The organism is Puniceibacterium antarcticum, assembly GCF_002760615.1.
In the GTDB taxonomy this organism is placed as follows: Bacteria; Pseudomonadota; Alphaproteobacteria; order Rhodobacterales; family Rhodobacteraceae; genus Puniceibacterium; species Puniceibacterium antarcticum.
Window position 1 is genome coordinate 57859 of the sequence record NZ_AWWI01000121.1, and the last position, 13729, is coordinate 71587.

A 13729-nucleotide genomic window follows, 5' to 3' on the forward strand; every position below is an offset into this window, starting at 1 on the left:
TTCAATTCAGCAGGGTCTTTGGCAGACGGGCCGATGAATTGTTTCGGCAGGCGAAAGGCGGTGCTGCGTCTGCTGAAAACAGTGTCGTTTGGATGGGTTAGCCCCGGGGCATCTGCAGGACGACGTTGCGCCCGCCTTTGATGTAATGCAGTTCCGCTTCTCCGATGGCGGCGACGCGGCCGCCGTCGATGGAATCGCCGATCTTGACCTTCTGGTAGCGGCCGTTCGACAGCCGCACCAGCGCGTGGCGACCCGAATCCTTGCCAAAGACGCCGATCAGGTTGACGTCGCGCAGGTTGATCGCATTGCTCACGGTCGCCTCGCGCGCCACCGAGGTGCTGGAGGGGATCGACGGTTGCACGCTGCGGGGCGCGACAGAGGCGACCTCGACCGGTTGCGCCGGGGCGCTTTGCACGGCGTTGACGATGCGCTGGATGTCATTGGGACGCTGTGAGGGTTTGACCGAGGAGGCGATGGCCAATTCGGTTGCGGCGATTTCTGGCTCATTCGCCTCTTCCGAGCCTTCGAGCGATGTGGCGGATGCTGTGGTGGGTGCTGTGGCGGCTGCGGGGGGCAGGTCCGGGCGCAGTTTGGGGCGCAGCGCGGAGAGTTCGGCCAGCGAGGCGCCCGCAAGGGTCGCGCGCTGGTTGCGTTCGATCAGATTGTCGGGCCGTGCCTTCGGAGAGTTGGCCTGTAGGCGGATCTGTTGCGCCACGGCTGCGACGTTTTCCTCAGGCGTAAGGTCAGGTTGCGTCAGCACTGGCTGCCCGATGGCCGCAGGCGGCACCAGCGGCGGCAGGCCCGCATAGATCATCACGCCATCCGGATTGATCGCACCTTTGGTCGTGGCGCGCACAAGGCCGCGTTCATCAAGGTCAAAGGTCACATCCGCCGAGAGGGGCGAGTGCGGCGCGTCAAATGGTATGTCGCTGCGCAGGCTGGAGATGGCCGGCAGGGCGATGGCATCGGATTCCGGCACGGCCGCGTCGATTGAGGCGACATAAAGATCCTCGATCCCGCTTAGCGGCGGTTCTTGCGGGGGGGGCGGGGCGAGTTGCCAGATGCCGCTGGACGCATAGGCGGTATCCGCCTCTGACGGGGTCAGGATGCGGCGGGGTTCGGGCAGGGAAAACATTTCGGCCGGGGTGCTGTCCGTCAGGGCGGGCGTATCCGTCGACAGCTCGTCGGACAGGGCGGCCAGATCTGTGTCGGACTTGGCTTGCGAATCAGAGCTGTCGATCTGCGCGGGGGTGCCTTGGGTGGTTTCGATCTGCGACGTTGCGTCTGGACGCAACAGCCGTGCGAGGCCACCGTCCACATAGGTATTTGCCCAGGCCGCGACACCGGCGAGGATCAGCAGCAACGCGATGGTCAGCATCAGCCCCAGAAAGCGCGGCTTGCCCTGGATCTGTTCGTCCGCCTTTGGGCGCGCGCCGAAGACTGTCATGCGCAGCCGCTCTTCTTCCTTGGCGCTGAGCTTGCGCGTGCTGTTGGTGCCCATGGGCAGGGCCCGCGTCATAGGTGGCGCGGCTCTGTCCGGGACTTTGTTCAGAGCGCTCTTGCCCACAACAGGAGTGTCCGGCGTCGGGTTGACCTTGACTGGGGGCGCGAGCACGGGCACCGGGGGTGCGGGCTCGGGATCTGGCGGCAGAGGAGCGCCGGGGCCGGTGCGGCTCAGCCTTCCGGACGGGGGCGCGGCCGGAGCGGAGTCTTGCCGCTGCGGGCTGCGGCGGCTGAAGATGCCGGTGAGCCTTCGGCTCGGGGCCGGTTTGGCCGTCTCGTCCAGAGGCAGGTCCGAGGCGAGCACAGAGGGTCGCGACAGGCTGTCAATCGGCGCCTGAGCCGCCGTATCTGGGACCTCGGGTTCGGTTTTTGCACCGCTGGTCCGCGGCGGCAGCGGCGCTGCCACCTTTGGCTGCGGTCTGGGGGGCTGGGGCAGAGGCCTGACATGATCCTGTGGAGGCGCCTGTGTCATCGGCTGATCCGCCGTGTCATCGGACATGTTGCGGCTCGCGCGCAGGCTGACAAAGGCGGCAGAAGGCTCTGCCGGGGTGGGGCTGTCTGCGGCTGGCAGGGATCTGGAGGCGGGTGCCGCACTGCGCTGCCGAACAGCGGCCCGGGATGCCACGGGGCGGCGGTTCGACACGGTGGGGGGCTTGTCTGCCGGGGTCTGGACGAAGGGGGGCTCGACGGGGGGAGCAGTCCTCGCGGGGGCGGATTTTTCGGCCGCGACGGTCCGGGCTGGCGAGGCAGGCCTGTCCTCTAAGGGGATTCTGCGTGTGTCAGTGCCAGATCCGGCTGCAACCAGTGGTTCGCCCGCCACGGGTGCAGGCCTAGGCGGGACGACAGCCTCTGCCGGGGCTTTCTGAGCCTGCGGCGCGGGCGTGGTCGCGGCGGTTCCTGCCACGGCCAGGGCCACAGGCTCGGATACCGTGTCGGGCCGGGGCAGGAGCGTCATTGCGAGGGGGTCCCGCAGCGGCGGTTCCCCTTTCCAGCGGGACACGGTGCCAAAGAACACCTCGCCCGCGAACTGACCTGCCGGGGCACGGGCAACGAAGCTGACCGGAACAAAGAAATGATCCCGGGCAAAGGTTTCCGCCTCATCCAGCGTCTCTTGCGCGACGGCGGCGACCATCAGCATGTCGCCGATTTGTGTCGTGTCATATGCCAGAGTTGCCACGGGATAGGGCGTCGCCCCGTCCAGCAGGCGCTGGATGTCGGCGTTCTGATCCCCTTTGGATTTCGGCAGGCTGAGGTAGCGGATCTGTTCGTTGGGGATCACCAGTTTGACCTGGCCATCAATGGCGCCGTGTCTGTCGGCGGTGGCGCGCAGCGCCCCGAGTGCGCCGTGCAGATCGCGGGCGTCCAGCGCGACCTCATCCAGAACGGCCCAGCCACCGGGCACACGGCCCAGCAAAGAAATGCCTTCAAACGACAGCGACAGTGCAAAATTCAGCTTCATGGTCATAGATTTACCATTGATCCCGACATGGGGGGAGTCTGCAGTTCGATCACGATTTATTTTAGAGCAAGACTTTGCCGAAGGCTGCAAAGACTGGTTGCAGCCATGACCTCTGAACACCACATATGGGAGGATCGCAAGGATCTGCAAAGGATAATTCATGCGCCGAAACGCTCTTGTTACCGCTGTTCTGCCTCTGGCCCTGTTGCTGGCGGTGCCCGCCTTCGCGCAGGAAAGACCCGCGCCATCCATTTCGGTGAGCGGTGAAGGCACAGCCTATGCCGTGCCGGACGTTGCCACTATCACGCTGGGCGTCACGGCGCAGGCGGAAAATGCCGCTGATGCGATGGCCCAAACCTCTGAAACCGGCGCGCGCATTCTGGCACGTCTGGGCGAGATGGGAATCGAGCCGCGGGATGTGCAGACATCCGATCTGTCGCTGAACCCCGTCTGGTCAAATGAGCCGCAGGACAATCAACAGCCGAAGATTTCAGGCTATGAGGCGTCGAATCAGGTGACGATCCGGGTGCAGCAGCTTGATTCGCTGGGGGATGTGCTGGGCGCCGTGCTGGAAGATGGTGCCAACCGTCTGGGCGGGCTGAGCTTTGGTCTGAAGGATTCCAAGCCGCTGCTGGTCGAGGCGCGGCGTGATGCTGTGACGGATGCGATGGAACGGGCCAAGGCCTATGCCGAAGCGGCGGGTCTGACGCTGGGGCCGGTGCTGTCGATCAGCGAAGGCGGCACGTCAACGCCGCGCCCCGAGGCGATGATGTCGATGCGGGCGGCGGACATGAAGGTGCCGGTCGCCGAGGGCGAAACCGGTATCACCGCGTCGGTCAACATGGTGTTTGCCATCGGCGAGTGATCGGCGGGCTTTGGCCCTGCAGCATTCAGAAAAAAGGACGCCGGGGCACAGTGCCCCGGCGTTTGCGTTTCAGGCGTTCGCTTTGGTCAGAGCCTGATCCAGATCGGCGATGAGATCCTTTGCATCCTCGATCCCGATCGAGATGCGCACGACGTTCGGCGCCGCACCAGCCGCGACCTGCTGCGCCTCGGTCAGCTGGCGGTGCGTGGTCGAGGCCGAGTGGATCACCAGGCTGCGCGTGTCGCCAAGGTTGGCCACATGGCTGAAGATCTCCAGCGATTCGACAAACTTGATACAGGATTCGTACCCCCCCTTGAGCGCGATGGTGAACAAGCCGCCCGCGCCCTTGGGGCAGATTCGCGCCACGCGGTCGTGATAGGGCGAGGATTCGAGGCCCGCGTAGGTTACAGTCTCAACCGCCGGATGCGTTTCCAGCCAGCCCGCGATCTTGACCGCGTTCTGCACGTGGCGGTCCATCCGCAGCGACAGCGTCTCGATCCCCATCAGCGTGTAATGCGCCGCCTGTGGGTTCAGCGTCATGCCCAGATCGCGCAGGCCGATGGCAATGGAGTTGAAGGTAAAGGCAAGCGGGCCGAAGGTCTCGTGAAACTTGAGGCCGTGATAGGCGGGCTCGGGTTGCGACAGGGCGGGGAACTTGTCGCTGGCGGACCAGTCGAACTTGCCCGAATCCACCACGCAGCCACCGGTGACGGTGCCGTTGCCGGTCATGTATTTGGTCAGCGAATGCACCACCAGTGTGGCGCCATGTTCGATGGGGCGGCATAGGTAGGGCGTTGCACTCGTGTTGTCGACGATCAGCGGAATGCCTGCTGCGTCCGAGATCGTGGAGATCGCGTCGAGGTCGGTGATGTAGCCGCCCGGATTGGCAATAGATTCGCAGAACACCGCGCGGGTGTCGTCGTTGATCGCGGCCTTGACGGCAGCGCTGTCGTCAAAATCGACAAATGTCGCAGACCAGCCGAATTTCTTGATCGTCTGGCTGAACTGGGTGACCGTGCCGCCGTAGAGCCGGGTCGAGACGACGACGTTCTTGCCCGGGGACATCAGCGGAAACAGCGCCATGATCTGCGCCGCGTGACCCGAGGAACAGCAAACCGCGCCGACGCCGCCCTCAAGCGTGGCCACGCGTTCCTGCAGCACCGCAACCGTGGGGTTGGTCAGGCGCGAATAGATATAGCCGACCTCCTGCAGGTTAAACAGTGCGGCGGCATGTTCGGCGTCGCGGAACACATAGGCCGTGGTCTGATAGATCGGCGTCTGCCGCGCGCCCGTGGCGGGGTCGGGGCGTGCCCCCGCGTGAATCTGCAGCGTGTCAAAGCCGTAGCTGGGTCCGTCAGTCATGATGATCTCCTCCCTTGAAAATACCTGACCCTGTCTAGGCGATAGAGGCGGGCCGGGCAACGGAGGCGATGCAGGCTATTGGTTCTTGAAGGTCACACCGTCGCGCGGCGATCCTTCCTTATAGCCCCAGCCGGTGATCCGGTTCTTTATGGCCGCAGCGTCCCCTTGCAGGCCAAGTGTTTCGGACAACTCCTGCAGAAAGACTGCGGGGATGTGTGACGCTTCTTCCACATTTACGATGATCGGCGGCGTTTCCGTGTCCTGAGACAACAATTCAATGGCCTGAATGTAGCGTGTGCCGATGGTCAGCAGATCGCGCAGGGTGCCGTCGAACTGGGCTTGGCGGTGCTGCACGGAACAGGCGATCCCCAAGGGATTGCGGGCACAGACCACAAAAATCGGATTGCGCAGATGTTTTCTGAGCGCAGGGATATGTTCAGAGGCACGGGGCAGCTTGAATCCGCAGCGCGTGTGGCTGGCATTTCGGTCTGCCACCAGATCCACAAACTTCTTTCGGTTGATGAGCGAGACGGGCAGCTAAGTTGCGGGCGGAATGGCACCCAGAAAATCCTGATCTTCGAAGTTCTTGGCGCCAAGGTGATGGCCGATAAAATACCCCAGTTCGTAGATGCTGAAGGCCACAAGCGATGTCATGCCCCGGGGAGAGCCGCATACAACCAGCGTTTCGTTTCCTATGCGGGACTGGAGCTGTCTGGGATTGATGACGGTCCGTGTCCTGAGGATTTCGAATTCTGGGTTCATTTTGTTCAGTATGTCTTTGGTTTCAGACCGGTCTTGCGTCATGATTGGGCCGTTTTTGGCGGGGACGGGCGCTCAATGCGGGCATGTGTCTTTGCAGCTCAGTTCCGAACCATCCTCATTTCGCCAAGGATTGTCAAAGCAGGGCGCAGGTTTGCCCGAGGGTCGCATCCGCAGAGCCTGCAGGCGCACCAACGCTAGGTGCAAATGGTTAAGAAAGATCCCGCCCCGTCAGAACGACAGGCCATCGCGCAGTTTGTTGAGCGGGCCGCGCAGGGTCTGCACCGCCAGGCCGATGGCGCGGGCGGCAGGGATGATTGCGGGGCTGTCTGCGGGCCAGAGCCTTGCCCCATCTGCCGGATCGACAAGGGTGGCCGCAAAGGCCCGGCCTAGTACCGCAGAGGTGGGCACGCCGCGCCCGCAGTAGCCGAGCAGCCCCCAGAGGCCGTCGTCCAGTTCAAAGATCGCGGGGCGCTGTTTGGCAGAAATGCCGACGGTTCCGGTCCAGTGATGCCCCCACTGCAGCCCCTGCAGCACCGGGTAGCGTGCGGTCAGCCGTTGGCCTGCCGCGGCAAAGGTTGGTGCAGCAACGCGGCCCCGGCGCAGTTCCACCAGCCCGCCGGTGATGATGCGCCCGGCGGCATCGACGCGAAAGAACATCGGATCGCGGCGGGTGTCACTGAAATTCACGCCAGAGGGCAGAACGGCGGCGCGCTGTGCAGGGCTGAGCGGTTCGCTGGCCACCCCATAAGAGGTCATCGGCACGATGCTGGCGCGCATCCGGGCGGGAATTGCGGCAGTGCCATAGGCATTGGTGGCAAGACCGACCTTGCGGGCTGTGATTGATCCCTGCGGCGTGGTCAGCAGCCACGTGCCGTCTGGCGCGCGTCTCAGTCCGCTGAGCGGGGTGCGGGTATGAATGGTGACACCTGCGGTCTGCGCGGCCTGCGCCAGCCCGCGCACATAGGCCAGCGGGTTAAGATGGCCACCATCGCGGTGCAGCCAGCCGCCAAGATAGCCGGGAATGCCGCTGAGGGCTGTGACCTCGTCCGGGCCAAGGAAGGCGCCCGATTTGCCAAGGGCTGCGTATTTTGCATGCGCGGCGCGTGCCCGCACCAGTCCGGCGGCATCATGTGCGGCATTCAGCCAGCCGTTTTGCACCGGCTCGCAGTCAATTCCAAGCGCGGCGATCTGATCGAAGACAAGCCGCCCGGAGTCGCGCAGCAGGTTAAAGCCGTGGCGGGGCAGCGTGTTCTGGTCGAGATAGCCAAAGACGGGGATGCATTGCCCGTGGTTGCGCCCCGATCCGCCCTGTCCGATCTCACCCGCTTCGATCAGGGCAACAGACAGGCCGCGCCGGGCCAGATCCAGCGCGGCGATTGTGCCGCTGAACCCGGCCCCGACCAGGGCGACATCCACCGTCAGGCTGGTGTCAAGCGGCGGGGCGTCGGGTGCTGCGGGCGCGCTGAGGGCATAGGGCGGTTCGGTCACGACAGCGGGGCAAGTCATAGGTGCAGCTCTGCCCCGGCGAGGCTGGCAAGTGCGCCGCCCAGCCGCGCGGACCAGTTCGCCTGACCCTGCTCAGTCTTCAACAGGTCATTGCTGACCTCGAATCCGCAGGCGCGGTGGCCGCTGCCCCAGGTGTGGCGGTCCAGCGTATAGACGCCGTCGCGGCCGGAATAGGGCTGGTTGTCGCCAAAGGCCAGATCGCCCGAGGGGCCAAGCGCGTCCAGCAGGGCATGGGCGAGGCGCGGGGATTCGTTCCAGATTGTTCCGCCATCCCATGGGCGGCGCTGGCCATCGAAATCCCGGGTGCAGCTGTGCAGCGCAAAGAAGATCGGATCCACATGCCGCGCTGCGATCCGGGTCCAGAGCTGGGTGATTGTCGCGTGATAGGGCCAGAAGATCTGATCCTGACGGGTTTTGCGCCGCGCATCGCTGAGCGACAGGTTCCCGGGGATCAACCTGCCTTCGGCATGGGTGAGGATCGAGCGCGGATCGTCGAGCCAGCGGTTGAGGTCGATCACCAGCCGACTGACAGTGCCCAGGATGACTGGTGCATCCAGCCGCTCTGCCAGCGCACGGGCCAGCGGCGCAACACCGAGGTCGCAGAAATGGTGGGTGTCGTGCCAATGTTCGGCAAGGCCCAACCCGCCAAAGCGCAGGGGTGTCGAGGTGCCCGCGTGGTCAACCACGATCAGCCCGGGAAAGCGTCCCTCGGGGTTCAGCACGATGGGATGTTCAGTCATGTTGCGTGTCACCCTTTGGCTGATCGTTGCCTTTGCGCAGCGCTTCCAGCCGTGCCAGCCGCTGGCGAGCGGTGTCGCGGTCCCGTTCTACCACGGCGGCGATCAGGGCTTCGACCTGGGCGGTGGGCACGACGCGCGATCCGAAGGGAGAGGCGGAGTCGTCCGGGGCGGTCAGCACCGCCTCGGACAGTGCCGCGATGGGAGAGCGCCAGAAATCTGTCAGCAGGACGATCCGTGCACCTGCCGCCCGCGCGCCTTTGGCAAAGTGAAGCATCTCTGGCTGATAACGGCGATAGTCGAACAGGATGATCACATCGCGCGGCCCAAGGTCGATCAGCTGGTCATAGGCAAAGCCAAGCGACTGGTCGAGCAGCGCCACATTGGCCCGCACCTGACCCAGCTGCAGCGCGAGGCGCTGGGCGAGGTTGCGGCTGTAGCGCCCGCCAAGCGCCTTGATCGACAGTTTCGGATCGGCCAGCAGATCGGCAATCGCGTCAAATTCGGCCGGTACGACCCGATCCGCCATCCGCCGAAAGCTTTCTGCCTGCATCAGCAGCACCCGGCGGTACAGATGTTCATCCTGCGGGTCCTGCCCGACGGGCTGTTCAAGCTGCAACAGGGGGGAGCCCAGCTGGCGGTCGACCTCTTGCCTCACGGCGGTCTGGAAATCCGCAAAGCGCGCGAAGCCAAGTTTGGTGAGGTAGCGCAGCACGGTGGGCCCGCTGACCCCGGCGCGGGTGGCCAGCGCCTCGACCGTGCCGAGGGCGCTTGTGGGAAAGTTGTCGGCAAAGGCCGAGGCCAGTTTGCGTTCGGCGGCAGAGACGGCCGAATTGCGCAGCAGCGCTGCAAGGTTTTCAGAATAATCCATGGGGGCGCCAAAAAATCCGACGTGTATTGTTTGATACATATTGACTGATTGCTGAATGCTGCGCAACATTTATTACAAATGCTCCGACAGGCGACGCAAGATTGCCAGGGCCGGGCGCACCCATCTGGCCGGACGCGCACATGTGTTCGGGCAAAGATCCAACAGGAGAGTCCTCTGATGAAGACATTTGCACTGATGGTCGGAACGGCGCTGTCGCTGCTTCCGATGACTGCCAGCGCAGAGCGCGGCAGCGACGGGGCCTTGCGCATCCTGTACTGGCAGGCCGCATCGACGATGAACCCCTATCTGTCGGGCATCGCCAAGGAGGTCGAAGCGGCGTCACTGGTGCTGGAACCGCTGGCGCGGTTTGACGAGACGGGCGCGCTGGTGCCGATCCTGGCCGAGGATATTCCCACAATCGAAAATGGCGGTGTCAGCGCGGATCTGAAAAAGATCACCTGGCGGTTGCGCGACGGGCTGCGCTGGTCAGATGGCAGCGCGGTGACGGCGCAGGATGCGATCTTTACCTGGCAATACTGCACGGACGAGGCAAGCGGCTGCGCGGCGCTGTCGCAGTTCGATGGGGTCGCGGATATTGTGGCGCTGGATGAGCGCACGATCGAGGTGCAGTTTTCTGAACCGAAGCCCTATCCCTACAACGCTTTTGTCAGCTCTGAAGCGCCGCTTCTGCAAGCGGTCCAGTTTGCAGATTGCACCGGTGCGCGCGTGGCGCAATGCACCGAACAGAATACCCATCCCATCGGTACCGGCCCCTATATGGTCGACGATTTCCGCGCCAATGATGTGATCACCTATGTCCTGAACCCGCAGTATCGCGAGGCGGACAAGCCGGCCTTTGCCACGGTGACCATCAAGGGCGGTGGTGATCCGTCCTCGGCCGCGCGCGCCGTGTTGCAGACGGGCGAGGTGGATTACGCATGGAACCTGCAGCTTTCGCCGGATGTGCTGACCCAGATGTCGGATGGTCCCGGCGAGATGATCACCGGCGATGGTCCGGCGGTGGAATTCCTGTTCCTGAACCAGAGCGATCCTGATCCCGAACTGGGCGAGGCGCGGTCCACCGCGGCGGGGCGCGCACATCCGTTTCTGAGCGATCCGCGTGTGGGCAAGGCGCTGTCGATGGCCATCGACCGGACCCTGATCGCCGAGACGCTGTATGGGGATGCGGGTCAGGCGGGCTGCGCCGTTGTACCTGCGCCGGATCTGTACACGTCGAATGCCAATGATGGCTGCGTGGTCCAAGACCTGGAGGGTGCCAAGGCGCTGCTGGATGCGGCAGGCTGGAGCGACAGCGATGGTGACGGGGTGCGGGACAAGGATGGCAGGCCGCTGTCGATCCTGTTCCAGACCTCGACCAATGGCGTGCGTCAGGACAGTCAGGCGATGATCAAGGATTGGTGGGGCCAGATCGGCGTGGAAACCGAGCTGCGCAACATCGACGCCTCGGTCTTTTTCGGCGCGGACCCCGGGTCACCGGACACGCGGCAGAAGTTCTTTGCCGATGTTCAGATGTATACCGACAATTCCAAGGGGCAGGACCCCGAGGCATTTCTGGGCAACTGGAGCTGCGCGAACATCCCGTCCCCCGAAACGCAGTGGCAGGGCAACAATATCCAGCGTTTCTGCTCGGACGCGTATGAGGCGCTGATCACGGAGTTCCGCACGGCGGCGTCGCTGGAAGCGCGGGGCGAGATCGCGCGCAAGATGAATGATCTGCTGATCGAGTCCTATTCCATCGTGCCGCTGATCCATCGCCGTATCATTTCTGGCAAGGCCAGAACGCTGGCCGGGGTGCGGATGAACAGTTGGGACAGCCAGATCTGGAACATCGCTGACTGGTATCGCGCCAAGTGACGCGTGGCCGGGGTCCTTTGTAATGAGGGCCCCGGCGCGGCTGAGGGTGGCAGCAGTCTTCAGAGTGTGATGGGCGACATCACCTGAGGTTCAACGACGTCGACGCCGGGCAGTTCGCGCACCAGCAGGTCTGCGGATTGTTCGAGCAGCGGGAAGGTGCGGTAATGGCAGGGGATCAGCGTCTTGAAGTCAAAAAAGGTTTTGGCGGCATAAGCGGCGCGGCGCATGTCCATGGTGAAATGCCCGCCTGCGCAGAGAATGCCGATATCGGGTTGGTGCAGCGCCTGGAACACCCCCATGTCGGCCATCACATCGGTGTCCCCCGAAACATAGATTGTGTGCCCTTCGCCGGAAATCATGAAGCCGCATTCGCTGCCCGTGACCTGCGGGCCGCCGGGGGTCGAGATCGATGTGGAATGCGTGGCATGAACCATGGTCACGCTGACATCGCCCAGGGAAACCGTGCCGCCCTTGTTGAAGCCGACAACCTCGATCCCTTCGGTGGCTTCCCAATGGCTCATGAGGTCATATTGGCCAACCACCGGGATGCCGGCCTTTTTCGCCAGCGGCAGCACGTCAGCCGCGTGATCGCCATGGGCATGGGTCAGCAGGATATGTGTCGCGCCGTCGGTTGCTGCGGCGTGCTGATCTTCGGGCAGCATGGGATTGCCATTGAGCCAGGGATCAAGCAGCAGCACCTGCCCTGCAATTTCAATGCGAAAGCCGCTGTGGCCGAGCCAGATGATGTTCATGGGGAACTGTCCTTTGTGATGTTTGCACCGCAGGTAAGTATGATCTGGTCTTCGGGCAAGTCGAGAGCAGCGCCGTGAGGGGCCAGCCCCTCACACTCCCCGGGATATTTAGGGGCAGATGAAACCAGAAAAGGGAACGCAGGGGGCGTGATTTGCAGCGGCACGTGGTTTTGGCGGGCCAGATGCTTGCGGGCGGCGCCGGGCACGGGTAAACGCATCTTTCAAGAGCACACGTCCGAGTTCAGACCAAAGAGGCCCCCATGTCCATTGACGTAGAGACCGCCGCCCGCGTGGCCAAGCTGGCCCGTATCAAGGTGGCTGAAGACGCCCTGCCGGCGCTTGCCGAAGAGTTCAACACCATTCTGGGGTTCATAGAGCAGCTTGGGGAGGTGGATGTTGACGGGGTCGAACCGATGGTGTCGGTCACGCCGATGCGCCTGCCGCGCCGGCAGGACGGGGTAACGGATGGCGGGATGCAGGACAAGATCCTGGCCAACGCGCCCGATGCCCGCGAAGGATTCTTTGCCGTACCGAAGGTGGTGGAATGATGCCGGATCTGACCAAGCTCAAGATTTCCGAGGCGCGCGATGCGCTGCGCAAGGGGGATCTGACCTCGGTTGCGCTGACCGAGGCCTGTCTGTCTGCCATCGAAGGGGCCGGCGCGCTGAACGCCTTTGTGCACAAGACGCCTGATCTGGCGCTGGAGCAGGCCAAGGCGGCTGATGCGCGGATCAAAGCTGGTGAAAGCCCGGACCTCTGCGGTATTCCGCTGGGGATCAAGGATCTGTTCTGCACCAAGGGTGTGCCGAGCCAGGCGGCGAGCCGCATTCTGCAGGGGTTCAAGCCCGAGTATGAAAGCACCGTGACCAGCCAGCTGTTTGATGCGGGCGCGGTCATGCTGGGCAAGCTCAACATGGATGAATTCGCCATGGGCTCGTCCAACGAGACCTCGGCCTATGGCAATGCGGTCAACCCGTGGCGGCGCAGCGACGACGATACGGCACTGACCCCGGGCGGCTCGTCCGGCGGCTCTGCCTCGGCGGTTGCGGCAGATCTGTGTCTGGGTGCCACAGGCACCGATACCGGCGGGTCGATACGCCAGCCTGCGGCCTTTGTCGGCATCACTGGGATCAAGCCGACCTACGGGCGCTGTTCGCGCTGGGGGATCGTGGCCTTTGCCTCTTCGCTCGATCAGGCGGGGCCGATGACCAAAGATGTGCGCGACGCGGCGATCATGCTGCAGGGCATGTGCGGCTTTGACCCGAAGGATTCCACATCCGCCGATCTGGCGGTGCCGGATTTCGAGGCGATGCTGACCGGCGACATCCGCGGCAAGAAGATCGGTATCCCGCGTGAGTATCGCATGGACGGCATGCCGCAGGAGATCGAGGCGCTCTGGGCTGAGGGCACCAAGATGCTGAAGGATGCAGGTGCCGAGATCGTCGATATCTCTTTGCCGCATACGAAATACGCGCTGCCTGCGTATTATGTGATTGCTCCGGCCGAGGCATCTTCGAACCTCGCGCGGTATGACGGAGTGCGCTATGGCCACCGTGCGCAGCTGGGGCAGGGTGACGGCATCACCGAGATGTATGAAAAGACCCGCGCCGAAGGCTTTGGCCCCGAGGTACAGCGCCGAGTGATGATCGGCACCTACGTGTTGTCAGCAGGCTTTTATGACGCGTATTACAATCGCGCCCGCAAGGTACGCACATTGATCAAGCGCGACTTTGAAACCGTCTTTGCCGATGGCATCGACGCGATCCTGACGCCTGCGACACCGTCGGCGGCCTTTGGTCTGGGTGAGATGAGCCATGCGGACCCGGTTCAGATGTATCTGAATGATGTTTTCACCGTCACCGTGAACCTTGCGGGGCTTCCAGGCGTTTGTGTTCCGGCGGGTTTGGACAAGCAGGGGTTGCCGCTGGGGCTGCAACTGATCGGGCGGCCCTGGGAAGAGGGCGATTTGTTGAACACGGCCTATGCTCTTGAGCAGGCTGCGGGTTTTGTCGCAAAGCCTGCCAAATGGTGGTAAGA

Annotated in this window: 12 protein-coding genes; 4 read left to right on the top strand and 8 right to left on the bottom strand. The window is 63.6% G+C overall.

Translation table 11 applies throughout. The annotated features are described in order from the left end of the window. Window positions 1–97: 97 nt before the first annotated feature. Window positions 98–2968 (bottom strand): hypothetical protein, encoded by a 2871-nt coding sequence (locus tag P775_RS17325; protein ID WP_099912154.1) that lies wholly within the window; start codon window positions 2966–2968, stop codon window positions 98–100. A gap of 154 nt (window positions 2969–3122) precedes the next feature. Between P775_RS17325 and P775_RS17330 the strand changes: the two genes are divergently transcribed. Next, entirely contained in the window at window positions 3123–3827 is a 705-nt protein-coding gene (locus P775_RS17330) for an SIMPL domain-containing protein (RefSeq protein WP_099912155.1), read from the top strand. 69 nt (window positions 3828–3896) lie between these two features. On the opposite strand, the gene P775_RS17335 is transcribed toward P775_RS17330, so the two are convergent. The 6 genes from P775_RS17335 to P775_RS17360 all read right to left on the bottom strand — a co-directional run bounded on the left by P775_RS17335 (window position 3897) and on the right by P775_RS17360 (window position 9065). Continuing rightward, complete coding sequence (locus P775_RS17335) at window positions 3897–5189, bottom strand: O-acetylhomoserine aminocarboxypropyltransferase/cysteine synthase family protein (protein ID WP_099912156.1); 1293 nt, start codon at window positions 5187–5189, stop codon at window positions 3897–3899. 75 nt (window positions 5190–5264) lie between these two features. Then, complete coding sequence (locus P775_RS17340; protein WP_099912157.1) at window positions 5265–5693, bottom strand: hypothetical protein; 429 nt, start codon at window positions 5691–5693, stop codon at window positions 5265–5267. Window positions 5694–5726: 33 nt separating this feature from the next. After that, window positions 5727–5951 carry a hypothetical protein gene (locus P775_RS17345; protein WP_143520943.1) on the bottom strand — a complete coding sequence of 75 codons (225 nt, stop codon included), beginning with the start codon at window positions 5949–5951 and terminating at the stop codon, window positions 5727–5729. 228 nt (window positions 5952–6179) lie between these two features. Beyond that, window positions 6180–7457, bottom strand: a complete 1278-nt coding sequence (locus P775_RS17350; RefSeq protein WP_099912159.1) for an NAD(P)/FAD-dependent oxidoreductase — start codon at window positions 7455–7457, stop codon at window positions 6180–6182. After that, window positions 7454–8197, bottom strand: a complete 744-nt coding sequence (locus P775_RS17355; RefSeq protein WP_099912160.1) for an N-formylglutamate amidohydrolase — start codon at window positions 8195–8197, stop codon at window positions 7454–7456. The genes P775_RS17350 and P775_RS17355 overlap by 4 nt, the downstream gene beginning before the upstream one ends. Next, window positions 8190–9065 carry a MurR/RpiR family transcriptional regulator gene (locus P775_RS17360; protein WP_099912433.1) on the bottom strand — a complete coding sequence of 292 codons (876 nt, stop codon included), beginning with the start codon at window positions 9063–9065 and terminating at the stop codon, window positions 8190–8192. The genes P775_RS17355 and P775_RS17360 overlap by 8 nt, the downstream gene beginning before the upstream one ends. Before the next feature lie 177 nt (window positions 9066–9242). Here P775_RS17360 and P775_RS17365 point away from each other — a divergent pair, with 177 nt between their 5' ends. After that, window positions 9243–10940 (top strand): peptide ABC transporter substrate-binding protein, encoded by a 1698-nt coding sequence (locus tag P775_RS17365; protein ID WP_099912161.1) that lies wholly within the window; start codon window positions 9243–9245, stop codon window positions 10938–10940. 59 nt (window positions 10941–10999) lie between these two features. On the opposite strand, the gene P775_RS17370 is transcribed toward P775_RS17365, so the two are convergent. Then, on the bottom strand, window positions 11000–11692 hold the full coding sequence (locus P775_RS17370; protein ID WP_099912162.1) for a metal-dependent hydrolase: 693 nt from the start codon (window positions 11690–11692) through the stop codon (window positions 11000–11002). A 260-nt stretch (window positions 11693–11952) separates the two neighbouring features. Here P775_RS17370 and gatC point away from each other — a divergent pair, with 260 nt between their 5' ends. Together gatC and gatA are read left to right on the top strand one after the other, a co-directional pair. After that, window positions 11953–12240: an Asp-tRNA(Asn)/Glu-tRNA(Gln) amidotransferase subunit GatC gene (gatC, locus tag P775_RS17375; RefSeq protein ID WP_099912163.1), complete on the top strand. Its 288-nt coding sequence runs from the start codon at window positions 11953–11955 to the stop codon at window positions 12238–12240. Beyond that, entirely contained in the window at window positions 12240–13727 is a 1488-nt protein-coding gene (gene gatA, locus P775_RS17380; RefSeq protein ID WP_099912434.1) for an Asp-tRNA(Asn)/Glu-tRNA(Gln) amidotransferase subunit GatA, read from the top strand. Before gatC ends, gatA begins: the two co-directional genes overlap by 1 nt. Window positions 13728–13729: the final 2 nt, after the last annotated feature.